Genomic DNA, 25,580 nt, shown 5'->3' with positions numbered 1-25,580 from the left:
ACTATTTCGCCTCCTTTTTCTTGTTCATTTTTACAAGGAAATAGCGAATTACGTAACCACAAGCTACGAAGAAAATAATGATTGCTATGACAATCGATACGATCTCAACAGGTATTTCAGCTGCATTTGGCATATTCAAGGATCCAAATTTTAACGCACCAAATAAAGTTGCACCAAAAATAATCCCAAGTGGTGTGTTAGCACCTAATAGAGCTACTGCTATACCATCAAATCCTATACCGGTGAATCCACCATTAACATTTGCATATTGGAAAGTACCAAGTGCTTCCATCGCTCCTGCAAGTCCTGCAAATGCTCCTGAGATAACCATGGAAAGAATGATATTTTTCTGAACATTCATACCAGCATATTGAGAAGCATTTTTGTTAAATCCAACTGCTTTCAATTCAAAGCCAGTTGTTGTCTTTTCTAAAATAAACCACATGACTAACACCATTGCAAGTGCAATGAAAATACCATAATGTAATCTAGAATAATCCGTTATACTTTCAAAGAATGCGGATTTTAATGATGCAGTTGGTTTAATGTTCCCTGTATTTTCCCCACCATGAGAAACAACACGGATAAGTGCATTTGTTGTGTGGAGTGCTATATAGTTCATCATAATTGTTACGATAACTTCGTGCACTTGTAACTTGGCCTTTAATAGACCTGGAATGAATGCCCACAATGCACCTGCTAAGGCTGCAGCGATAATGGCAAAAGGCAAATGAATATACATTGGGAGATCAAATGCGATTCCAACATACGCAGCCGCAAACCACCCGACAAGTAGTTGACCTTCAACCCCTATATTAAATAACCCAGTACGGAAAGCAAACGCTACTGCTAATCCTGATAATAAGTAAGGGGTTATCTGACGTATTGTTTCACCCATCGTATATGCATCACCAAAAATACCATTCCATAATGCACTATATCCTGCTATAGGATCATAGCCGCTTACTAACATAACGATTGCTCCAACAAGCAGTCCTAAAATAACAGAAATAACAGGGACAAGTATATTTACTACTCTATTCGACATGCGGTTTATCCCCCTGATTTACATCTTTTTCATTTCTTGTTTGTCCAGCCATTAACAAACCAAGCTCTTGCTCCGTTGTTTCTTTTGGCAATAAAGTATCGACAATTTGGCCATCATAAATAACTGCTATACGATCCGATACATTCATGACTTCATCTAACTCGAATGATAGAAGAAGTACCGCTTTTCCTTTATCACGTTGTTCGATTAAGCGTTGATGAATGAATTCAATTGCTCCTACATCCAATCCACGAGTTGGAAGAGCAGCGATTAATAATTCGGGATTTCGAATAACTTCTCGTCCAATAATCGCTTTTTGTTGATTTCCACCCGATAAAGAGCGAGCAAGTGTATCTTCCCCTTGCGTACGTACATCAAAATCAGTAATTATTTTTTGCGCAAGTTCCGATACTTTACCATAATTAATAATTCCGTTTTTAGAAATTGGAGGGATATAGTATGTTTGTAACGCGATATTATGTCCAATTGAAAAATCGAGAACTAGTCCATGTTTATGTCGATCCTGTGGAATATGACCAACCCCAGCTTCTGTAATAGTACGAGGCTTTTTATTGGTCACATCTTTTCCATTGATGGAAATTGTTCCACTTTTCACTTTGCGAAGGCCAGTAATAGCTTCAATTAATTCCGATTGACCGTTTCCATCAATCCCTGCTATCCCCAAAATTTCACCTTTACGTACTGTTAAATTCAATCCTTTGATCTTCTCTACCCCACGATAGTCTGTTACGACTAGATTTTTCACTATTAGTGAATCTTCTGTTGGATGCGCTTCATTTTTCACAGTAGTGAAATCTACTTGTCTACCAACCATTAATGAAGCTAGATCATTTGGATTTGTTTCAGCTGTAATAACAGTTCCAATTCCTACACCTTTACGGATAACTGTCACTCGATCTGAAACATCCATGATTTCTTTTAATTTATGTGTGATTAAAATAATCGATTTTCCTTCTTGGATCAATCGTTTCATTATTTGAATTAGTTCCGTTATTTCTTGAGGTGTAAGAGAAGCTGTTGGTTCATCGAAAATTAATATTTCTGCTCCTCGATAAAGCGTCTTTAATATTTCGACACGTTGCTGCATACCAACAGATATGTCTTCGATTTTTGCATATGGATCTACTTCTAAACCATACATTTCGGACAATGCCTGGATTTTCTTCGCAGCATCTTTAATATTAAGCATTCCGCTTTTTGTTAGTTCATTTCCTAAAATAATATTTTCAGTAACTGTAAAATTTTCAACAAGCATAAAATGCTGATGAACCATTCCAATGCCAAGATCATTAGCTACATTGGGATCAGTAATGTTAACAGATTTCCCATTAACTTTTATCTCCCCAGCTTCAGGTTGATATAGTCCAAATAGGACATTCATGAGTGTGGACTTCCCAGCACCATTTTCTCCCAAAAGAGCATGAATTTCTCCCTTTTTTAATTGAAGGGTAATGTTATCATTTGCAACAAACGATCCAAACTCTTTTCGAATACCAAGCATCTCTATTACATAATCCAATGAATTCACTCCCTACTATACTAGTACAAAATTAATACAGGAAAGACTTTAAATTTTTTTATCCAGTCAGTCTATAAAAATACTTCTTGATTGATATTGTTGTCAAGCTATTTTACTCCAAACTGAATATGTCCACCTTCAACATTAGATTTTGCATACAACCCAAATAAGACTTTAAATATTTAAAATCTTTCATCTATTAATTAAAATATCATAAAGACCGAATAACTCGGTCTTTATGATGTTTAACTTACTTATTTTTCCACTTTTTCAGGTACAACAATTTCTCCAGCAGCAATTTTGTCAGAGTATTCTTTCACTTTAGCTAAAACATCATCTGAAATAGCTCCACGTGAGTCAGCAAGACCAACTCCGCCTTCAGCTATACCATAAGTAGTTGTTTTACCACCAGGGAAGTTACCATCCATTGCAAGTTTAGCAATTTCTTGTACTGCAACATCTACACGTTTTTGCATAGAAGTAAGTGTTACGTTTTTATCTCCAACTTGACCTTCTGCATATTGGTCAGAGTCAACTCCGATTACCCATACATTAGCATTTGGATCTTTCTTTTTACGTTCTTTTGCTTCAGAAAATACTCCGTTACCAGTACCACCTGCAGCGTGGAAAATAACATCTACGCCTGAAGAATACATACGGTTTGCAGTTGTTTTACCAAGTGCAGCATCATCGAATTTACCTGTATACTGTACATCTACTTTAATGCTTGGATCTACCGCTTTAACTCCTTCTAAGAACCCTGCTTCAAATCGTTCAATTACTGGAATTTCCATTCCACCTACGAAACCGATTTTTTTAGATTTAGACATAAGAGCAGCTGCAACTCCAGCTAGGTATGAACCTTCTTGTTCTTTAAACATTACAGAAGCAACGTTTGGCGCATCAACAACAGAGTCAATTAAAGCAAAGTGATTATCTGGTTTTTGTTCTGCAATTGTAGCAATTGGTTGTTCCATCAAGAAACCAATACCGTATACTACGTCAAAGTTACGACGTGCTAAGCTTGTTAAGTTTGTTGAATAATCAGCATTTCCAGCTGATTGAAGGTAATCGTATCCACCATCACCTTTTTTAAGGCCGTTTTCTTTACCAAACGCTTCAATACCTTCCCAAGCTAATTGGTTGAATGATTTGTCATCAATCCCACCAACATCCGTTACCATTGCTAGAGAGAAATCTTTTGCTTCAGGAGTACCAGTGCTTTCTGAACCTTTAGAAGTTGTTCCTTCATCTTTTGAACCACAAGCTCCAAGGATAGTACCAGCAGCTAATACAAGTGACAGTCCTAATCCAAAATTACGTTTCGTCAAATTGAAAACCTCCATTAATTTTCTTATTAGCAGGAATTTAAATGATTTTACACCCTTTTTCGAACAACATGAAAGCTAAACTTATCTGCTCTAAAATAATTTTTCGAGTATAAAACAACTCGATCATTTTCATCGTAGTGAAGTTGTTTTAATACTAGCAATGAAGTTTCTGGTTCGCAATTTAATGTTGGTGAAGCAACTTCATGATATCCCACTGGATCAATGAAAGCTACTGCATGTGATACACGAATGTCTCCAGATTCCTCTAAAGCAGAAAAAATGGAACCTTCTTCCCTAACGAGAAAATCATTTGGCAAATATTGTTCTGGAACTTTATCGATACAATATACAACTGGTTCACCATTTGCTGTACGTACTCGTTCCATAGAAATAATAGATTGTTCTTCGCTGCATTGAAAGCGTTCTAAATCATCTTTTGAAGGAAGCGTTTGCAAAGAACTTAAATAAATCGTACCCGGTTCCATACCAACACTTCGAATCATGGATGAAACACTTGAGAGTTGCTCAATTCCTGAAGTAAAAACGGGTTTTGAATTCACAAATGTTCCAACACCATGTCTTCTCATAATGACATTTTCTTCTTCCAATAAACGAAGCGCTTCTCGTAAAGTTGCACGACTTACTCCAAGTGATTTAGCTAATTCAAATTCAGAAGGAAGTTTTTCCTTTTCTTTGAAAATGCCTTTTTCAATGTCTTTTTTTAGACGATCAATCACTTGAAGATATAAATGACGATTGTCCACTTTGATTGTCAACGAAAACACCACCATTTTATAGAGATCAGACCTCTGATGTAAAACATTCCTACTAATCAGTCATACTATACCATTATTAATGATTGAAATAAATACTTTTATTCTTATTTTAAAAAAAGATTTAATCATAATTTCATTTGACTGTAATCATTTCGTCATGTAAGGTCGTGATCTGATGGGTATTTTGGAGCAAGTACCTGCCGAGGCTTACTTCCTTCGTAAGGACCCACTACTCCATTCATTTCCAACTGATCAATAATTCTTGCGGCTCTCGAATATCCAATTCTAAAGCGACGTTGCAATAAAGAAACCGATGCCGTCTGCATTTCCGTAACTAATTGAACTACATCATCATACAGGTCGTCACGATCCATTTGTTCTTCCAAATCTGAAGTTTCTTCTGGAATCATCTCTTCTTGATAGTTTGCTTTTTGCTGTTCAATAACAAAGTCAACTACCCTCTCCACTTCCGCATCAGATAAATAAGCACCTTGAACTCGAATTGGCTTAGAGCTACCCGCTGGTAAAAATAACATATCTCCTCGACCCAGTAACTTTTCAGCACCTCCCATATCTAATATGGTGCGTGAATCAATTGCAGAAGACACTGCAAATGCAATTCTGGAAGGAATATTTGCTTTTATAATACCAGTTATTACATCCACACTCGGTCTCTGTGTGGCGATAATTAAATGGATACCTGCAGCTCGTGCCATTTGTGCAAGTCTCGTAATGGAATCCTCTACATCACTTGAAGCAACCATCATTAAGTCAGCTAGCTCGTCTACAATAACAACAATATAAGGAAGTTTTGGATGTTTTTCCTCGTTTTCTTCATTCCATTTATCAATATGCTCGTTATATCCCTCCATATTACGAGTACCTGTATGAGAGAATAGATCATATCTTCTTTCCATTTCAGAAACAATTTTCTTCAATGCTTGAGAAGCTTTTCTTGGATCTGTTACGACAGGTGCTAATAGATGTGGAATCCCATTGTATACATTTAACTCCACCATTTTTGGATCAATCATCATCATTTTTACTTCATGAGGTTTCGCACGCATCATAATACTAACGATAATGCCATTAATACAAACACTTTTCCCACTACCTGTCGAGCCAGCAACGAGTAAATGAGGCATCTTGTTCAGTTCAGCTAATACTGCTTGACCAGTAACATCTCGCCCGAATCCTATTAACAGTTTTAAATTCGGCTTATTATTTTCTTCTGATTCCAGTACTTCACTTAAACTTACAATCGCTACTTCTTTGTTTGGTACTTCTATACCAACTGCTGATTTTCCGGGAATTGGGGCTTCAATTCGTATGTCTCTTGCAGCGAGGGCTAATGCCAAATCATCATGCAAACTGACAATACGACTTACCTTAACTCCTACATCCGGTAGTACTTCATATTTTGTTACAGCAGGTCCTAAATGTACTTGTGTAACTTTGGCCTTTACACCAAAACTTAAAAATGTTTGTTCTAATTTCTTGGCATTTGCCTGAATGGCATTTAACTCACCACTTTGATCGCTATGAGCAGGCGCATCTAAAAGCGTGATGGCTGGTAGTTGATAATCTTCGTTCTCTACTACTTCTGAATCTATATTTATTTCAATTGGTTCAGGAGAAGGTTCAACAGGTGCTTCTCTTTTTGAAATACGTTCCGTAAATGCAGAAATGATTGGAGCAGAATCTACTACTATTTCCTCTATACGAATCGTTTCTTCATCATGTGTTGTAACCGCTTCTTCTTGCGCAATTTCTTTTTTGGATCTTCTTGCTTTTCTCTCAGAAATAGCTGGTTTCTTTTTTTTCTTCCTATTTATGATTAAGTCTTTTATTTTAGGTGATAAATCTACCAAATATGGGACGAGTGCTTTTCCTGTTATTAGGACTAGTCCAATTAGTAGCAATAGCCAACCAGCAATTTTGGCTCCTGATGAGTCAAATAGAACATGGAACGATGCAAAAAGGATTGCTCCAATCATTCCCCCACCCAAAGAACTCCTTCTATCTACAATCCCTCCACTTTCCACTAAGATCCTATAGCTTTCTCTTAGGACAGAATTGGTCACTAAAGCCTTTCCTGTAAATAATTGTTCGAAAAGAGCTATGTGGCTAAATAGCAAAAGGCTACTTAACAAGAAGGCAAAACCTAATAATAGTCGATGGTTCCAAGATGGAAACGTTTGCTTAATCATAACAATAAGTGCAATAACAATTAATAAAAAAGGAATAGCAATATGCCAATTACCAAAGAAAAAATAACCTATATAAGCTAATCCTCTACCAACTAGACCATATTCAAAAAAAGAAATAATGGCAATTCCAATTACAATCAATCCCACGATTTCATACATTAATGGATGCATTGATTGCTTGTTTGTTTTTTTTGTTGGTCTTTTTAATGTTTTTCTTTTCTTCTTCTGGGCCAAAATTGTCACCTACTTTCCTTTAAAAGATAAAAAGGATTTCCTATCCGCTTACGGAAGGAAATCCTCACACTCCTATTAATATTCCATAATAATCGGGATGATCATTGGACGTCTTTTTGTTTGTTGGAATAAATATGAGTTTAGCGTATCGCGGATTTCTTGTTTAATGTTTGTCCATTCAAACGTTTCTTTATTCACATATTTTTCAACAATCGTTCTGACAAGATTAACTGATTCATCCATTAACGCTTCAGATTCCCTTACGTAAACGAATCCTCTCGAAAGAATTTCTGGACCAGATGCAATTTTCTTTTGCGCACGATTTAGGGTCACTACTACTATAAAAATACCATCTTGCGAGAGCAGCTTACGATCACGTAGTACAATATTACCTACGTCACCTACGCCAATCCCATCAATTAATACATTTCCAGCCTGTACCCTTCCACTCATTCTCATCTTACCATTTTTATATTCGACAATATCACCCTTGTCCGCAATAAAAATTTCCGATTTCGTCATGCCTATGGCTTGAGCTAGTTTTGAGTGTGCAATTAACATACGATATTCGCCTTGAATTGGAATAAAATAGGTTGGTCTTGTTAAGTTTAACATCATTTTTAAATCTTCTTGGCTACCATGTCCAGATACATGAACATTTTTGCTGGATGTTAATACTTTCGCTCCAGCCTTTGCAAGTTGGTTCATTGTTTGAAACATGCTTACTTCCATTCCAGGAGAGGGTGTGAATGTGATTAATACTGTATCTGTGTCTTTTATTTTAATATCTTTATGATGTTTGCGAATTATTTTTTCTAACGCTTCTAGCGGTTCTCCTTGATTGCCAGATAAGATAACGACAATTTCGTCATCATTGTACTTTGATATTTCTTTAATGGGAATAATTGTTTCTTCGTCAACAGTAAAATAACCTAAATCTAATCCAATTTCAAAAATATTTTCTAAACTTTTCCCTGCAATTGCAACCTTTTTACCTGTTTCTGCTGCTTTATCGAATACTTGTTGAATTCGAATAAAGTTAGAAGCATATAAAGACACAAGAATACGACCTCGAGCAGCGTGGAATGTTTCTGATAATTGGTTTTCAATAACTGCCTCTGATGTTGTATATCCTGGTCTTTCTGCTTCCGTTGAATCCGATAGTAATATAAATACGCCTTCTTCACCTAGGCTAGCAATTTTCGCGATATCCGGACGGTATTTTCCTTTTGCAGATTGGTCGAATTTAAATTCTCCTGTATGCACAATGGCACCTTCTGAAGTATGAAATACAATACCAAATGAATCTGGAATACTATGTGTTGTGTGAAAGAATGTCACATAAGTGCTTTGGAAATTCATCCGGCTTTTATTTGTAACCTCAAAATATTTAACGGATTGCTTTGTAGGTAACGCTTTTAAATGCGTCTTAGCTAGTGCAATCGTTAATTTTGAACCATAAACAGGGGCTTGAATTTTTTGTAATAAATAAGCAATAGAACCAATGGAGTCTTCGTGTCCATGTGTCAAAAATATTCCTTTTACGCGATTTTTATTTTCTTCTAAATAAGTTATATCCGGTATGACAATATCTATACCAAGCATTTCATTTTCTGGGAACATAAGTCCACTGTCTACTACAAATATTTCTTCATCAATTTCTACTACGTACATTGCTTTTCCGATCTCCCCTACTCCACCGAGGGGGATGATTCGAATAAGTTCATTTTTTACTTTTACCAATTGTTTTCCTCCTATATTTAACCCGACCAACATCCACTTATTTTCATTATATCGAACGAGGGCGATTCGCACAATAATAAAAGCATAAAGCATGTATTTTGCTTGTCCAGAATTGGTACTGCATTTAATAAAAACGCTAGCGTCCTTTAAGTGCATCTTGTCTTTACTATTTCCAGAGTGCTTTGGACGAAACATCGGCTACACTATTAACTAAGACTTTTATGGAGGATCTGGAAGTGACTGCATCACTTCCAGATCCTCTTTTTTCGGTAATCTTGTGGCAGATGTTTGTCCGTCGGCCTTTTGAAATATGTAGAAACATGGTACATTTGATTTGGATAATGAGAGAATAAATCCATTCCTTTTTTTAAAAAGCGGACGAAGATACAATTTCGTCAGCTCAGCTCTTCTTTATCAATAGATGCTACCTATTTTTTTCAAGTTCCACTAGCGCTATTCAGCTACCCAATGAATTATGTATACTTTTAGACGTTCGGAATAAAAGGAAAACTTTATAAAAATCAAACTTAAACTAATTCTATCCTCTTAGCAATAGCTGGGCAAAATCTTCTTGTTAGGAACTACACACTTAATGGATTGTAGTGAAAGGTGGCGACTCCAGACGGAGGCCAACAGGATGTTGGTCACGAAGGCGTTGCCACACGATGTGGCGCTCTTAGCCTTCGTTCCTCGGAGACATATGAGACATCGCAAACGACGCGAATGCGACGCCCCCGCGGAACGCGTCCACCTGAAACGGAAATCCGCGGTATTCTTTAATTCTTTAAAGTACTATGAACACTGGTTTCGCAGGTTGATAACCCATATACTTTCATATATTTTTAAAAAAAGACTGAAAAAGTAGCTTCAGTCTTTTTTTACTTATTTACTTTGTATATATTCATCCCATATTAGATCAAAACTTATTTTTTCCTCTTCCGTCATTTCAACCATTGGAAGACGCAGAGAACCAACATCTACCCCTACTTTAGATAGGGCATATTTTACCACGACAGGATTTGGATGTTGAAACAATCCATTAATAACTGGTAAAATTCGTTGATGAATTTTTGCTGCGTGTTTATGGTTCCCTTCATGAAACGCATGAGTCATTTCTTGTATATCTTTTCCGATAACATGCGAAGCAACTGAAATGATTCCAGTTCCTCCTATCGCTAATAATGGTAACGTTAAAGCATCGTCCCCACTGTATACTAAGAAATCTTCTTCTGTGTTTGCCAAAATTTTCGTCATTTGATCCAAACTACCACTAGTCTCTTTTACAACTTGAATAGAGGGGTTTTTACTCAATTCGACAATTGTTTCAGCCTCTAAATTTACTCCAGATCGCCCTGGAATATTATACAACACTATTGGTAAATTGGTTGCATTTGCAATTGCTTCAAAATGCGCAATCATCCCTCGTTGATTTGGTTTATTGTAATAGGGCGTTACAATCATAATTGCGTCTACACCTAGTGCTTCCGCTTTTAGGGATAAATCAATCGAATCAGCTGTATTATTACTGCCTGTTCCTGCAATTACAGGAATCCTTTTGTTTACTTTTTCTACAACAAATTGGATCAATTCCAGTTTTTCAGATGTAGATAACGTTGGAGATTCTCCAGTAGTTCCACAAACAACGAGAGAATCTGTTCCATTAGAAATTAAATGCTCAACCAATTTTTCAGTTGCAATATAATCAATAAAACCATCTAGTCGAAATGGAGTAACCATTGCTGTAGAAACTTGACCTAAATTCATTTCGTTACACCTCTTTTAATATTCCCTCTTCAATTAAAGCCTCTGCAATTTGAATGGAGTTTAATGCTGCACCTTTTAATAAGTTATCAGAAACAATCCACATATGGAAGCCTTTACTGTTCGAAGGGTCTTTTCTAATACGCCCAACAAAAACATCATCTTTGTCCTCTACAAAATAGGGCATTGGATATTGTTGTTGCTCGGGTTTGTCTTGGACGGTAATTCCTGCTGAATTTGACAGCAATTCTTTTAACTCATCTACTGATACATTATCTCTATCTACTTCTAGATAAACTGATTCTGAATGACCTGTAACTACTGGCACTCGTACACAAGTTGCGGCAATAGAAAGCTCAGGCATCGACATGATTTTCTTTGTTTCATTCATCATTTTATGTTCTTCAAATGTAAATCCATCTTCATCAAATACATCAATTTGGGGAATAACATTTCCTGCAATAGGATAATGCTTTTCTGCACTTTTGACAGGTAAAATTTGAGGGTTTGGATTCTTCTCTTTCATACTTGTGCTTTGCGTTGTAAGTTCGTTAATAGCTGCTACTCCCGCACCTGATACAGCTTGATAGGTAGAAACAATTACTTTAGTTAATCCGTAATGCTGCTTTATTGGTTCCAATGCACAAACCATCTGAATAGTGGAACAATTCGGGTTAGCAATTATCCCAGTTTGCTCATGTAAGGCATGTTTGTTCACCTCTGGCACGACAAGCGGAACATCCTTATCCATTCGGAAAGCACTTGTATTATCAATTACAATCGCACCTCTGCTACTAGCTTCTTTTGCTAATTCTTTAGAAATGGAACCACCAGCAGAGAAAAAAGCTACGTCTACCCCTTGAAACGCTTCTGGTATTGCTTCTTCAATTGTATATTGGAAACCATTAACTTCAACTTGTTTACCTGCCGAATTCTTTGAAGCTAGTAGTTTTAAACTTGTAAAGGGAAAACTTCTCTCAACCAATTTTTCGATAATCTTTTGCCCAACTGCACCTGTTGCTCCAACTATTGCTACTGTATAACCTTTTGACATCCATAAGCTCTCCTCTCAAATCAAAACATATTGGCGATATTGTATCATATTATACATGAAAATACATCATCTTTAATATTTATAATGCATGGCTAATAAGTATTGGCTGTAATTGTCGAGATTGAATGGCGTGTTCTACTGTTGGAATTATCTTTGTAAAGTCCGCTATTAACGAATTTGGTTTTTTCTGAGGATTGTCTTGACCAAAGGGGATAAAATAAATGTTTTTGGTGGAAAGGAGCTTCATAATATTCATTCCATTCAAACCAAGCGCATCGTTCGTTGAGATACCCAGTACGACTGGCTTGCCATTTCGTAAGGTTGCTTTAGCAGCCATTAATACAGGCGAATCTGTTTGCGCATTTGCAAGTTTGCTAATCGAATTTCCCGTCATCGGTGCTATAACCATGCAATCGAGTGGATTTGTGGGACCAAAGGGTTCAGCTTCGACAATTTTTGAGACTACTTTGCTCCCACTTGCCGTTTCAATTTTTTCAATCCATTCTTCCCCCGTTCCAAATCGAGTTGCTGCCGTTAATACGGAATACGTAATAATTGGAACGACAGTTGCACCGATATCAGTGAACTGTCTTATCATTGGAATTACTTCCTCATACGTACAATGAGAAGCGGTTATTCCAAGACCTATTCGAAGACCATTTAACACTATTTTTCCTCCTTCAGTAAAGCCAGATGATTTTGAACCGATCTAGCTATTAAATATCCAGCATCTTGGGGGAAATACATCCCTGGCAAGCTAGTGGGGTTAACATAATTAGTTATATTTTCCTTACTATTTAAAAGACAACCCGGTTTAGAAGCCAGATCGTATACTTTGGTGAAATGCAAAGCATTTGTATTTTCTAGCCATTTAAACGGTATCGTGTTTATTAAATAAGCTTTTTGTTCTTTTTGCTTCTGTATTAAATTTTCTAACGCTTCTATTTGATACCCGTAACTTTTTGCTTCAAACAGCTGATTTTCGGATCGTACAGAAATAATCACTTTCGCTCCTAAATGATGTAGTGCAAATGCTAGTCTTTTACCGACTCTTCCATACCCGGTAATGATAAACTGTTTATTATACAATGATTGTTTTTCGTTTAAATAGAAATAATTAATAAAGCCTTCAGCAGTTAAATTTGCATTATCCCATATCCACTGTTCATCTTCTAAATAATTAATTACTTTACGTTTCTGATTTTCACATTCCTGTTCTAATTCTTTGAAATTTTTTCCAACAAAAAGAATTTCACATGTTTTTGGTAAAGATAACGGACCTTGCATTTCCATTGCTTGAATTGGAAAAAATACTATTTGCGGCTGAAATTGATGAATTTTTTTTTCTAATTCATCATCCCATACCATTGTTGAAAATAGTTTAACCTCGAGACTACTGGACAATTCTTCTTGTAAATATTGTAATCTATCATCCGTTCCGATTATGGCACATTTTTTGTTCATAAGTACCCACTATCGTCATTAAAAGAATCCGTTTCATTGAATAAAATACGATCTTTCCCTATAAGAATAATTTCCTTCCAAGAAATAAATTCTTTTTTCTTGTTTGCTTTATTCGCTTGAAAAAAAGAAGCTGTCTTTGGAGATACTTCAAACCCTTCAATTTTTCCAGTAGCTGGATCAAATAGTAACTCAGTATTTGCGAGTTTTCCATATCTTGCACCATCTTTTACTTGGATAAGCTCTTTTTCAGCAAGTTCCGAAAGTAACAACCTTTCCCCTCCCCTAACTATATTTCTACTTATGTATATGCCTTTTAGCCAAACAAAGTGAATAAGAAAAGCAGATTTGCTTTGGTAGCGGACAACAAAAAAAAGCCGAACTTTATTGATCGACTTTTTTGGGCTTAATAATGGAAATAGCTGGTTCATACGAAAAAATTTCTTTTGCAAGTTCTACTACGGATTCTAGCGTCACTTCATCTATTGTCTCACTTACTTTATCGAGCGAACGATGCTTTCCATAAAGCAACTCATTTTTACCATTTCTACTCATTCGTGCATTTGTGCTTTCTAAACCTAACAATAAATTACCTTTTAGCTGTTCTTTTGAATTAGTAATTTCTACTTCTGTAACTCCATTTTCTACAATTGTACGTATAGAATCAAGTATAGAGGTTTTTAATTCAACTAATTGATTACTAGATGTTCCCCCATAGATTACTACTACTCCAGTATCTTCATAAGAAGAGTGGTACGAATAAATCGAATACGCTAGCCCTTTATCTTCACGTATTTCTTGGAAGAGCCTTGAAGACATACTTCCCCCCACAATATTATTCAATACAACTAAACTATAAATATTGTCTGCTTTCACACTTAAACCAGGATATGCTAAACAAATATGTGCTTGCTCTGTTTCTCGAAAATTTTCGGTATATATTGCTTTAATTGTAGGGGTTTCTATCGGAAAAATTGGTGATTTTGTTCTTTCGAATTGCCCAAATAACGACTCAATATATTCGATAAAGCCTTCTTGAATATTTCCGGCAACTGAAATAACAACATTTTCAGGTGTATAATGTTTTTCCATATAAGACAAGATTGTTTCTTTTGTAAAGCTATTTAGTGTATCTTCTGTTCCTAAAATGGAAGCCCCTAGAGGATCATTTTCATACATCTTTTGCCATAGATATTCGTGAACAATATCGTCTGGTGTATCTTCCACCATATTTATTTCTTCTAAAACCACTTGTCTTTCCTTTTCAATTTCACTAGGATCAAAAAGAGAATTGAAAAACATATCTGCAAGAATTTCTACAGCATGCTCCGCATGATGATCCAAAACTTTTGCATAATAACATGTATTCTCTTTTGATGTGAAAGCGTTAATATTACCACCGATTCGATCAAATTCTTCTGCGATCTGCTTTGCTGACCTGGTAGTTGTTCCTTTAAAAAGCATATGTTCAATAAAATGCGTTAAACCATTTTCTTCTGGAAGTTCATACCTAGAACCAGCTTGCACCCATATACCTACTGCTACTGAACGCACGTGTGGGATATGTTCTGAGACAATACGAAGTCCATTATTACAAGTATTTTTCTTTATCAAATTAGCACCCCTAACTATTCTATTCATCCATTTAAAAAGGTTGCCGTAGAAGCTTGTCTACGGTCAACCTTGTTTTGTAAAAGTATACATTTTTCTACTTAGAAACTATGCAGCTCCCGATACCAGGCTCGCAAACTTGTCGCGGCAGGGTATCCACTAGCACTATTCTTAAAATTATTGGTCTTTTTGTTCCGCACGCTCTTTTTCTTCTTTTACTACTACTTTACGAGATAAGTTTACACGGCCTTGGTTGTCGATTTCAATTACTTTAACTAAAAGTTCATCGCCAATTTTAAGGACATCTTCTACATTTTTCGTACGTTCTTCTTGAATTTCGGAAATATGAAGTAAGCCGTCTTTACCGGTGAATATTTCTACGAATGCTCCAAATTTTTCAATTCGCTTCACTTTACCAAGATAATATTCACCAACGATTGCAACACGAACAATGTTTTCAATAATTTCTTTTGCACGAGCAATCATCTCTTCATCTGCTGAAGCAATATAAATGGTACCATCTTGCTCGGTATCTATTTTCACGCCAGTTTCATCAATGATTTTATTAATTTGTTTACCACCTGGTCCGATTACATCACGGATTTTATCCGGATTAATCTTAATAACCACAATTTTCGGAGCATATTTAGACAATTTCTCACGAGGTTCACTAATAGTTGCAAGCATGCTTTCTAAAATCTGCATACGACCAATTTTAGCTTGCTCAAGTGCTTCCTCCAAGATTGTTCTAGATAACCCATCAATTTTGATGTCCATTTGAAGTGCTGTAATCCCTTTAGATGTCCCAGCCACTTTAAAGTCCATATCTCCAAGATGATCTTCCATCCCTTGAATATCTGTTAAAATCGTGTAATTTTCGCCTTTTTTCACAAGCCCCATCGCAATACCAGCTACAGGTGCTTTTAATGGTACACCAGCATCCATCATTGCAAGTGTAGATGCACAAATACTTGCTTGAGAAGTAGAACCATTCGATTCTAGCACCTCTGCTACTAAACGAAGTGTATATGGGAAATCATTTTCATCTGGTATTACTGCTTCTAAAGCACGTTCTCCTAATGCACCATGTCCAATTTCACGTCGACCTGGAGCACGGATTGGTCCTGTTTCCCCTACACTAAATTGTGGGAAGTTATAATGATGCATGAAACGTTTTGATTCTTCTAGACCAATACCATCAATAATTTGAACATCGCCAAGTGGTCCTAATGTACAAATACTTAATGCTTGAGTTTGTCCACGTGTAAATAAACCGGAACCATGCGTTCTAGGTAAAACACCAACTTCAGAAGAAAGAGGACGGATTTCAGCTACTCCACGACCATCTGGACGCACTTTGTCTTCTGTGATTAAACGACGAACTTCATCTTTAACCATCGCATCTAAAATTTCACGAACTTGTTTTAATGTTTCGTCTGTTGCTTCTTTTTCTGTATACTTTTCTAATACTTCATTTTTAACTTCACTAATTGCATCCTCACGTGCATGTTTTTCTTGCACTTGAATAGCTTGTACCAAGTTTACTTCACAAAGAATTTTCACTTCTTCTAAAAGCACTTTATCTAATTCGAAAAGAGCAATTTCTTTTTTCTCTTTCCCGATTTCAGCAACTACTTTTTCTTGGAATTCAATTAACTTAACAATTTCACTATGCCCAAACATAATAGCTTCTAACACGACTTCTTCAGAAACCTCTTTTGCCCCTGCTTCTACCATGTTAATAGCATCTTTAGTTCCTGCTACAGTAAGATCTAAAATACTTTGTTCCATTTGTTCTACAGTCGGATTAATGATGAATTTTTCGCCAATTAAACCAACTTGAACTCCTGCAATCGGTCCATCAAAAGGAATATCCGAAACGCTAAGCGCCAAAGAAGAACCTAACATAGCAGCCATTTCTGACGAACAGTTTTGGTCTACAGACATAACGATGGAAATTACTTGAACCTCATTACGGAAGCCATCAGGGAATAAAGGACGAATTGGACGGTCAATTAAACGACTAGTTAAAATTGCTCTTTCAGAAGGACGACCTTCACGTTTAATGAATCCACCTGGAATTTTACCAACAGCGTATAATTTTTCTTCGTAATTAACTGTTAATGGGAAAAAGTCTAGATTCTTCGGGTGCTTTGAAGCAGTCGCTACTGATAATACGCTAGTATCACCATATCTTACTAGAACTGCACCATTCGCTTGTTTTGCAAGTTGCCCAATTTCTACTTGCAACGGGCGGCCTGCCCATTCGTACGTAAATACTTTCTTTTCACTCATTTAATCTGGACTCCTCTCAACTTCAAAAATTCCTAATGTAAGGTATATAAAAGTTATATGTATCATAAGTAGTGTATCAAAAATACCGAAACTATGCGAAGTATTTTTACGCAAAAGAAAAAGCGGGACGAATCCCGCTTAATTCCATGAAATATTATCGACGTAAACCAAGTTTAGCGATTAGGTCACGGTAACGTTGTACTTCGTTTTCACGTAAGTATTTTAATAAGTTACGGCGACGTCCAACCATTTTGAATAGACCACGACGTGAATGGTGATCTTTCTTATGTGTACGTAAATGTTCGTTTAAAGAATTAATTTCTGCTGTAAGAACTGCGATTTGAATATCGGCAGATCCTGTATCGCTTTCATGAGTTCTGAACTCAGCGATTAGTTCGTTTTTACGTTCTTTTGTAATTGCCATTTTGTTTTCCTCCTAAATATTCTTATATCCCCTGCTCCTGAGCAATCGTTGGAGAATCGAAAAAGCCAAGGAAAGGTTTAGTACAATTTGTACTTTTAAAATATACCATATGAATGCATCAGAATCAACTCATTCGTTTATGTGGAAATAATTCACAGCCACTAGTTTATCTTTTCCAATTTGTTCTTTTAAAGCATCAATTCCATTAAACTTTTGCTCCGATCGTATATGGGAATACCAGTGAACTATTACTTCTTCACCGTATATAGATTGGTCAAAATCAATTATATGTACTTCAATGGAAAGTTTTTTATCTTCTGGGTTGTTAAATGTTGGTTTATACCCAACATTACAAACACCTTCATACCAATTTTCTTGCACTTTTATTTTCACGGCATAGACGCCTGTCGAAGGTATAAATTGATCTTCCATCGGTTGTACATTTGCGGTTGGAAAATCGATCGTTCTACCTCTTTTATCTCCGTGAATAACTACGCCAGATAACATAAATGGGCGGCCTAAAAGTTCCTTCACTTGTTCCATATTTCCAATTTTCAGTTCCGCTCTTATTCGAGTTGAACTTATTTTATCTCCTGTCATCATTTGTTTATCTACAACTGAAACGGTGTATTCTCCACCCGCTAACTGTTCCATTTCTTTCATAGTGCCTTTGCCAAATGCACCAAAAGTAAAATCAAAGCCTGCTGTCACATGCTTCACATTCGCTTTTTTAATAAAAGAGTCAATAAATTGTACAGGTGTTAACTTAGCAAAATCGGAAGTAAAACGAACAACAAATAATGTATCAACGTTTAAACCTTTTAATATATCTATTTTTTGTTCCATAGGTGTAATATAAAAGACTTGCTCTTTACTTTTACCAAGTACGAGGGATGGATGAGGGTCAAAAGTCATTACAGCCGTTTTGATCTGAAGCTCTTTTCCTTTAGCGGAAGCTTCTTGAATGACCGCTTGATGCCCTCTATGTATGCCATCAAAAAAACCAATTGCTAAAGAATACGCATCTTCGTTCTTATTTTCAAACAAATGATTTGGGTAAGATAAGTGATGTACTTCCATATTAATTACTCCTTTTCAGCTGAAAACATTTTTTCAGGTTTCATCATACCACTTTTCGTTGGATGTTTTACATATACTGCTTTTGGAATTAAATCTTTTGTGTAAATAATTTTTTCATTTTTTTCAAGTAATAAATGGGCAATTATTACTTGACCATTTGCAATACTTTTCTCGTTCTCAGTTGTTATTTCTACGTTTGGCCAGCTTTGTAATGCATAATTTATAGGGAATATAGAGTCATTTAAATGACCACTTTCGTTTGCTATATTCACTTCCTCCAGTGTTAAACATTGAGCTTTCGTAAAGCTCCCCGAAGCAGTACGAACTAAAGAAGACATATGCGCTGGATAACCAAGTATTTCACCAATTTGGACAGCAAGAGTTCTGATATATGTACCCTTACTACAGCTAATTTCAATAGAAAAAGATACATTTTTTCCGAAAAATTCTGTATCTTCTTCCAATAAATCTAGTGTATAGATCGTTACTTTTCTACTTGGACGTTCCACTATTTTTCCTTCTCTTGCGTATTCATATAATTTTTTTCCATTTACTTTTACCGCAGAATACATTGGTGGAGTTTGAACGATTTCACCTGTTAATTTGTTTAAAACCTCTAATAGCTGCTCTCGTGAAAAATGTTTAACCGTTTCATCTTTAGTTACAATCGCGCCATCTGCATCTTCTGTCGTAGTAGACTCTCCTATACTAACTGTTGCAATATAAGTTTTTCCTTCGTTCATAATATATTCAGAAACTTTAGTAGCTTGGCCTAAACAAATGGGCAAAACGCCTTCTACACTCGGATCTAGTGTGCCTGTATGTCCTATTCTTTTCATTTTTAATATTTTGCGGAGTCTAAACACACAATCATGGGAGGTCATCCCTTTTTCTTTCCATAAAGGAAGTATGCCTTCGTACACGTTTCCACCTCATTTAACGATAATATATAACAAAGAAGTCTGCTTGTTGTAGTAAGCAGACTTCTCTAATTTTTTATTCTTCTGACGAGTTGTTAATCTGTCTTAACAAATTATCAATTCGACTTCCATATGCTGCCGATTCATCAAACTTAAATAGCAGTTCAGGCGTTATCCGAAGTCTAATTCGTTGTCCTATTTCAGAACGAATAAATCCTTTAGCTTTTTCTAGAGCTTTTAGTGTTTGACCACTTTTCGCTTCTCCGCCAAGCACAGTTATATAAATAGTTGCTTGTTGGAGATCACCAGTGACTTCTACATCTGTCACAGTAACAAAACCTATATTAGGATCCTTTAGTTTTCGGACAATAATCTCGCCTAACTCTTTTTTCATTTGTTCAGCAACACGGTTTGCGCGCATCGACATAATCGCTACACCTCATATTCTGTTTATAAATATTCTTTTCTAAATTCTATTCGTTCCCACTCAGGGTTAGAATCCAAATATCTGATGGCATGCATCAGTTCTCGTTCGGCTGCTACTTTATCTGAAGCAACAATAACGATACCAATACATGTACGTTGCCATACATCTTGGTGATCTAGCTCCCCAATGGAAACATTGAATTTTTGTTTTGTTCGTGTCAGCATTCGTTGTAAAACTGCTCGCTTTTCTTTCAAGGAATGTGCAGTAGAAATGATATATTCACACTCTGCATACACAATCATTATCGTTTAATCTCTTCCATAACGAATGCTTCGATAATGTCATTTTCTTTAATGTCATTAAAGTTTTTAATGGTAATACCACATTCATATCCTTTAGCTACTTCTTTTGCATCGTCTTTGAATCGTTTTAATGTATCTAATTCACCTTCAAATATAACGATGGAATCGCGGATAATACGAACACCACTATCTCTAGAAATTTTACCTTCCGTTACATAAGAACCGGCAATCGTACCAACTTTCGTTACTTTGAAAGTTTCGCGAACTTCCGCTTGACCAATGATTTTTTCTTGGAATTCAGGGTCTAGTAATCCTTTCATCGCAAATTCGATTTCTTCGATTACTTTGTAAATAACTCGGTGTAAGCGGATATCTACACCTTCTGCGTCTGCAGCGCGTTTCGCATTTACATCAGGACGAACATTAAAACCGATTACAATAGCGTTAGAAGCAGCTGCAAGACTGATATCTGATTCAGTAATTGCCCCTGCACCAGTGTGGATGATTCGTACATTTACACCTTCTACTTCTATTTTCATCAAGGAAGCAGCCATTGCCTCTACTGTACCTTGAACATCTGCTTTAACGATTAAGTTTAATTCTTTCATTTCGCCTTGCTTCATTTGATCAAATAAATTATCTAATGTCACACGAGTTTTTTCAGAACGTTGGTTAACTTGTGCTTGTGATGCTCTATTTTCACCAACTTGACGAGCTGTTTTTTCATCTTCAAAAACGACAAAACGATCTCCTGCTTGTGGCACTTCACTTAAACCTGTAATTTCAACAGGAGTAGAAGGACCCGCTTCTTTCACTCGACGCCCAAGATCATTTACCATTGCGCGAACTCGCCCAAATGCATGACCTACTACGATTGGATCACCAACTCGTAAAGTACCATCTTGAACTAATAATGTAGCAACTGACCCTCTACCTTTGTCTAACTGAGCCTCAATTACAGACCCCAATGCAAGACGTTTTGGATTTGCTTTTAATTCTGCAACTTCGGAAACAAGTAAGACCATTTCAATAAGGTTATCGATTCCATCCCCAGTTAAAGCCGAGATTTGCACAAAAATTGTTTCCCCGCCCCATGCTTCCGATACTAATCCGTGTTCTGTTAGTTCTTGCATGACACGATCAGGATTGGCTGATGGTTTATCCATTTTATTTACAGCAACAATAATTGGTACTTCTGCCGCTTTTGCATGGTTAATCGCTTCCACAGTTTGTGGCATAACTCCATCGTCAGCTGCAACCACTAGTATTGTAATGTCTGTAATTTTTGCTCCACGAGCACGCATTGTTGTAAAAGCAGCATGTCCAGGAGTATCAAGAAATGTAATTTTTTTCCCACTACTAACTATTTGGTATGCACCAATATGTTGTGTAATACCACCTGCTTCACCTGCTGTAACTTTTGTATTTCGAATAGAGTCAAGTAAAGTCGTTTTACCATGGTCAACGTGACCCATAATTGTAACTACAGGAGGACGTTCTTGTTTATTTGCTTCATCTTCTTCTGTCGTTTCGATTTCGAAATGAGCTTCTAAATCGGTAATATCGATTTTAATTTCTTCTTCTACTTCTACTCCATAGTCTGCACAAATTAATTCAATTGCATCCTTATCAAGTTCCTGGTTAATTGTTGCCATTGCCCCAAGTAAAAACAATTTTTTTATAATTTCAGAAGGCTCACGACCTAATTTTTTCGCTAACTCAGTTACTGTTAATGATTCTGTAAACGTAATTTTAGCAGGAAGTTCTCTTTCTTTTCTTGGAACTGGTGGTTGAACAGGTGTAGTTGGACCTTTTCTTCTTTTTTGGAATTTTTGTCCCGGTCTTTGTTGTCCACCTGGTCTATTTTGTCCACCTGGACGGCTATTTCCAGCTGGTTTATTATTAGTAAATGTTTTACCTTGGCTATTAGTATTAGTACCTTGAGCAGCTGGTCTTGATTGTCCTTGACCTTGACTTGCTGGTCTTGATTGTCCTTGACCTTGGCTTGCTGGTCTTGATTGTCCTTGACCTTGGCTTGCTGGTCTTGATTGTCCTTGACCTTGGCTTGCTGGTCTTGATTGTCCTTGACCTTGGCCTACTGGTCTTGATTGTCCTTGACCTTGACTTGCTGGTCTTGATTGTCCTTGACCTTGACTTGCTGGTCTTGATTGTCCTTGACCTTGGCTTGCTGGTCTCGACTGACCTTGGTTAGCTGGTCTTGATTGACCTTGACTAGTTGGTCTCGACTGACCTTGGTTTCCATTGTTGTTTGCAGGACGATTTGTTTGCGTATTCTGTCCAGTTGGTTTTGATTGTGTTGATGCTTGAGGTTTAACCTGATTTGATTTTTTATAAACGCTGTCTAATTTTTGAACTGCGTCTCCTTCAAGCATTGACATATGGTTAGCCACTTGAATATTAAGCTTTCCTAACTGATCAATAACTTCTTTACTTGATTTTTCTATTTGTTTCGCGTACTCATGAACTCTGATTTTAGTCATTAGCTCACCTCCGGTTAAATTCGTTGAGAAGGCCGGACAGTTTTTTAGCGAAACCGTCATCCATAATGGCTATTGCCACTCTGGCCTCTTTTCCCGTCGCATGTCCGAGATCGTGCCTGTCTCCAAAGACATGCAGCTCAACGTTAAAAGATGCACATTTATCATTAATTTTTTTAGATGTATTTTTAGAAGCGTCTGATGATAGTAAAACTAACTTCGCTTTTTGGCTTCTAATTTCTTTTACTACCAGTTCTTCCCCAGAAATAGTTTTTCTTGCTCGAGTTGCAAGTCCTAGTAGCTGCGTTATTTGTTGTTCAATTGTCATTTTAGTTTTTCTCTTTCGATTATGACGATTAACTCATCATATATTTCATGTGGAATCGTTGCTTCTAAATGGTTCCCTAAGGAGTTTTTCTTTTTTGCTTTATCAACCGCATTTAACGTTTTCGAAACGTATGCTCCTCTACCCGACTTTTTTCCTGTCAAGTCTACGGAGACTTCGCCTTCTTTCGATCGAACAATGCGAATCATTTCTTTCTTAGGGAACATTTCTCCCGTAGCAACGCATTTACGCAATGGAATTTTCTTTTGAATAGCCATCCAAACTCACCATCCTTGCTTACTCTTCGTCTTTGTAAAAGTCGAAATCATCCATTTCATCTTCAGCGCTTACCAAAAGAACTTTAGGAGAATTTTCATTAGGATAAATCCCTAATTCTCTAGCATCTGTTTCACTCTTTATATCAATTTTCCATCCAGTTAATTTAGCAGCAAGACGAGCATTTTGACCTCTTTTACCGATAGCTAATGAAAGTTGATAATCTGGAACAACTACTGTTGTAGATTTCTCCTCTTCGTTTACTTGCACATCTAACACTTTAGAAGGGCTTAATGCATTTGCAACGAAAACGACTGGATCTTCAGACCATTCTACAATATCAATTTTTTCCCCGTTTAATTCATTCACTATTGTTTGGACCCTTGCTCCTTTTGCTCCTACACACGAACCAACTGGATCTATTTCTTCTTTATGTGCAAACACAGAAATTTTAGAGCGATCTCCTGCTTCTCGAGCAATTGATTTTATTTCAACGATTCCTTCGAATATTTCTGGAACTTCCATTTCAAACAATCGACGAAGTAACCCTGGATGCGTTCTAGATACAAAAACTTGAGGACCACGAGTAGTTCGTTCTACTTTCGTAATATATACTTTTATACGATCATGAGGACGATAAGTTTCTGTTTGAATCTGTTCATTTACAGGTAAAACTGCTTCTACTTTACCTAAGCCAACGTAAATATTCCTTGCATCTAAACGCTCCACAATTCCGTTTACAATGTCGTCTTCGCGGTCAACGTATTCCTCATATATAAGACCACGTTCCGCTTCACGCACTCTTTGTGTCACAACTTGTTTAGCGGTTTGCGCAGCAATACGGCCGAAGTTACGTGGAGTTACTTCTTCCTCCACAACATCTCCGATTACATAATGTGGATTAATGATGTTTGCATCCTCTAATGAGATTTGCAAACGTTCATCTGTTACTTCTTCCACTACATCTTTTCTTGAATAAACAAGCATTGTACCTGTAGCTAGATTGATATCTACACGAACATTTTGAGCCTGGTTAAAGTTTCTTTTATATGCTGTCACTAATGCAGCTTCAATTGCTTCTATTAATACATTTCTAGAAATCCCTTTTTGTTTTTCAAGCGCAGTAAGCGCATCTAAAAAATCACTACTCATAGATATCACTCCTTAATATACATTATGCAGAGAAATCAATCGCTAAACGAGCAAGCGCAATTTTCTCTTTATCAATTTGAATTTTAATTCTTCTAGTTTTCACACGTACTTCTATTAAAGCACCTTCTTCTGCTGAATAAGAAAGCAAAGTTCCTTCAAATTCTTTGGCACCATTTACAGGTTCATACGTTTTAATATATACATGTTTCCCGATTGCTTGTAGAAAGTCTGCATCCTTTTTCAATGGACGTTCCGCGCCTGGAGAGGAAACTTCTAAGAAATAATTCTCCGTAATTGGATCAACGTCATCTAATTTTTCACTTAGTTTTTCACTAACTTGAGCACATTGCTCAATATCTATACCACCTGTCGATGTATCAATATAGATTCTCAAAAACCAATCGCGACCTTCTTTTAAGTATTCAATATCTACAAGCTCTAAATTCAACTCTTGTAAAATCGGCGTTACAAGCTCTTCAATTTTACTAGTGATATTAGTCATACAAGCCTCCTACTCAATAATGATTTTCTATAAATGTAGATTACTTCTACGAGTGTAATTTTTATAATTCCTATATAACAACAGAAAAGAGCGGGAAATCCCACTCTTTCGTCACAGAACTATGAAACATTGGTAGTTTTATATTACCATACGATTGAATTTCTTGCAAATAAATAAGAAACACAGATGATTTTACACGCACACCCCAAATGAAAATCTTTTCTCGTATTTAGCTATAGCTTGTTCTATTTTCATAAGAAAAATGCAAGCGACCTTTAAGTGCATCTGGTCATTACCTATTCCAGAGTGTTTTGGACGAAACAGTGGCTACACTAATACTGAAGGAATTTGGATCGTGAAGTGCCTGCGTCACTACACGATCCATTTTTTGGGGTAATCTTGTGGCGGATGTTTGTCCGTTACCCTCTTGAATTATGTAGAGACGAGGTGCGTAAGGTTTGGTTAATGAGAGATTAGATACTTTCCTATTCTTTTAAAAGCGGACGAAGATGGAATTTCGTCCGCTCAGCGCTTCTTTATCAATGGATGCTAACTATTTTTCTCTAGTACCACCAACTCTAATCATGCACCAACTAATTTATGTGTATTG

23 protein-coding genes are annotated in these 25,580 nt (G+C 36.5%); all 23 read right to left on the bottom strand.

Translation table 11 applies throughout. The annotated features are described in order from the left end of the window. Window position 1: 1 nt before the first annotated feature. Window positions 2–1,048 carry an ABC transporter permease gene (locus tag ACEPXG_RS06930; RefSeq protein WP_151699529.1) on the bottom strand — a complete coding sequence of 349 codons (1,047 nt, stop codon included), beginning with the start codon at window positions 1,046–1,048 and terminating at the stop codon, window positions 2–4. Beyond that, a complete protein-coding gene (locus ACEPXG_RS06925) occupies window positions 1,038–2,588 on the bottom strand; it encodes an ABC transporter ATP-binding protein (RefSeq protein WP_391208752.1) in 1,551 nt (516 codons plus the stop codon). Before ACEPXG_RS06925 ends, ACEPXG_RS06930 begins: the two co-directional genes overlap by 11 nt. 254 nt (window positions 2,589–2,842) lie before the next feature. Next, window positions 2,843–3,919 (bottom strand): BMP family lipoprotein, encoded by a 1,077-nt coding sequence (locus tag ACEPXG_RS06920; protein ID WP_391208749.1) that lies wholly within the window; start codon window positions 3,917–3,919, stop codon window positions 2,843–2,845. Window positions 3,920–3,966: 47 nt separating this feature from the next. Further along, entirely contained in the window at window positions 3,967–4,695 is a 729-nt protein-coding gene (locus tag ACEPXG_RS06915; RefSeq protein WP_391121409.1) for a GntR family transcriptional regulator, read from the bottom strand. Between the two features lie 155 nt (window positions 4,696–4,850). After that, entirely contained in the window at window positions 4,851–7,139 is a 2,289-nt protein-coding gene (locus ACEPXG_RS06910; protein WP_413790113.1) for a DNA translocase FtsK, read from the bottom strand. A 75-nt stretch (window positions 7,140–7,214) separates the two neighbouring features. Next, a complete protein-coding gene (locus ACEPXG_RS06905) occupies window positions 7,215–8,882 on the bottom strand; it encodes a ribonuclease J (protein WP_391208747.1) in 1,668 nt (555 codons plus the stop codon). 882 nt (window positions 8,883–9,764) lie between these two features. Beyond that, the gene (gene dapA / locus ACEPXG_RS06900) at window positions 9,765–10,646 is read right to left on the bottom strand and encodes a 4-hydroxy-tetrahydrodipicolinate synthase (RefSeq protein WP_391208745.1); all 882 of its coding nucleotides are present in this window, start codon (window positions 10,644–10,646) and stop codon (window positions 9,765–9,767) included. A 4-nt stretch (window positions 10,647–10,650) separates the two neighbouring features. Continuing rightward, complete coding sequence (locus ACEPXG_RS06895) at window positions 10,651–11,697, bottom strand: aspartate-semialdehyde dehydrogenase (protein WP_391208743.1); 1,047 nt, start codon at window positions 11,695–11,697, stop codon at window positions 10,651–10,653. A gap of 79 nt (window positions 11,698–11,776) precedes the next feature. Next, entirely contained in the window at window positions 11,777–12,364 is a 588-nt protein-coding gene (locus tag ACEPXG_RS06890; RefSeq protein WP_391208740.1) for a dipicolinate synthase subunit B, read from the bottom strand. Beyond that, window positions 12,364–13,161 (bottom strand): NAD(P)-dependent oxidoreductase, encoded by a 798-nt coding sequence (locus ACEPXG_RS06885; protein ID WP_391208738.1) that lies wholly within the window; start codon window positions 13,159–13,161, stop codon window positions 12,364–12,366. The genes ACEPXG_RS06890 and ACEPXG_RS06885 overlap by 1 nt, the downstream gene beginning before the upstream one ends. Continuing rightward, complete coding sequence (locus ACEPXG_RS06880; protein ID WP_391208736.1) at window positions 13,158–13,430, bottom strand: YlmC/YmxH family sporulation protein; 273 nt, start codon at window positions 13,428–13,430, stop codon at window positions 13,158–13,160. Before ACEPXG_RS06880 ends, ACEPXG_RS06885 begins: the two co-directional genes overlap by 4 nt. 112 nt (window positions 13,431–13,542) lie before the next feature. Further along, entirely contained in the window at window positions 13,543–14,772 is a 1,230-nt protein-coding gene (locus tag ACEPXG_RS06875; protein ID WP_391208734.1) for a M16 family metallopeptidase, read from the bottom strand. A gap of 174 nt (window positions 14,773–14,946) precedes the next feature. Next, on the bottom strand, window positions 14,947–17,064 hold the full coding sequence (gene pnp / locus ACEPXG_RS06870) for a polyribonucleotide nucleotidyltransferase (protein ID WP_391208732.1): 2,118 nt from the start codon (window positions 17,062–17,064) through the stop codon (window positions 14,947–14,949). Window positions 17,065–17,218: 154 nt separating this feature from the next. Then, complete coding sequence (rpsO, locus tag ACEPXG_RS06865; protein ID WP_151699517.1) at window positions 17,219–17,488, bottom strand: 30S ribosomal protein S15; 270 nt, start codon at window positions 17,486–17,488, stop codon at window positions 17,219–17,221. Between the two features lie 129 nt (window positions 17,489–17,617). Further along, on the bottom strand, window positions 17,618–18,568 hold the full coding sequence (gene ribF / locus ACEPXG_RS06860) for a riboflavin biosynthesis protein RibF (protein WP_391208730.1): 951 nt from the start codon (window positions 18,566–18,568) through the stop codon (window positions 17,618–17,620). 5 nt (window positions 18,569–18,573) lie between these two features. Further along, window positions 18,574–19,491 (bottom strand): tRNA pseudouridine(55) synthase TruB, encoded by a 918-nt coding sequence (gene truB, locus ACEPXG_RS06855; RefSeq protein ID WP_391208728.1) that lies wholly within the window; start codon window positions 19,489–19,491, stop codon window positions 18,574–18,576. A 73-nt stretch (window positions 19,492–19,564) separates the two neighbouring features. Continuing rightward, a complete protein-coding gene (gene rbfA / locus ACEPXG_RS06850) occupies window positions 19,565–19,915 on the bottom strand; it encodes a 30S ribosome-binding factor RbfA (RefSeq protein WP_391208725.1) in 351 nt (116 codons plus the stop codon). Between the two features lie 23 nt (window positions 19,916–19,938). Next, window positions 19,939–20,217, bottom strand: a complete 279-nt coding sequence (locus ACEPXG_RS06845) for a DUF503 domain-containing protein (protein ID WP_151699513.1) — start codon at window positions 20,215–20,217, stop codon at window positions 19,939–19,941. Continuing rightward, window positions 20,217–22,718: a translation initiation factor IF-2 gene (gene infB / locus ACEPXG_RS06840; protein ID WP_391208723.1), complete on the bottom strand. Its 2,502-nt coding sequence runs from the start codon at window positions 22,716–22,718 to the stop codon at window positions 20,217–20,219. The genes ACEPXG_RS06845 and infB overlap by 1 nt, the downstream gene beginning before the upstream one ends. Window positions 22,719–22,722: 4 nt before the next feature. Continuing rightward, window positions 22,723–23,043, bottom strand: coding sequence for a YlxQ family RNA-binding protein (locus tag ACEPXG_RS06835; protein WP_391208721.1), 321 nt, complete (start codon window positions 23,041–23,043; stop codon window positions 22,723–22,725). Beyond that, a complete protein-coding gene (gene rnpM, locus ACEPXG_RS06830) occupies window positions 23,040–23,318 on the bottom strand; it encodes an RNase P modulator RnpM (protein ID WP_391208718.1) in 279 nt (92 codons plus the stop codon). Before rnpM ends, ACEPXG_RS06835 begins: the two co-directional genes overlap by 4 nt. 19 nt (window positions 23,319–23,337) lie before the next feature. Beyond that, complete coding sequence (gene nusA, locus ACEPXG_RS06825; RefSeq protein ID WP_391208716.1) at window positions 23,338–24,468, bottom strand: transcription termination factor NusA; 1,131 nt, start codon at window positions 24,466–24,468, stop codon at window positions 23,338–23,340. A 22-nt stretch (window positions 24,469–24,490) separates the two neighbouring features. Beyond that, window positions 24,491–24,970 (bottom strand): ribosome maturation factor RimP, encoded by a 480-nt coding sequence (gene rimP / locus ACEPXG_RS06820; RefSeq protein WP_391208714.1) that lies wholly within the window; start codon window positions 24,968–24,970, stop codon window positions 24,491–24,493. Between the last annotated feature and the right edge of the window lie 610 nt (window positions 24,971–25,580).

It is taken from the genome of Psychrobacillus sp. L4 (genome assembly GCF_042944905.1).
GTDB lineage: Bacteria > Bacillota > Bacilli > Bacillales_A > Planococcaceae > Psychrobacillus.
The sequence above is the reverse complement of the archived record's forward strand: the minus strand, read 5'-3'. Positions and strand labels throughout refer to the sequence as shown.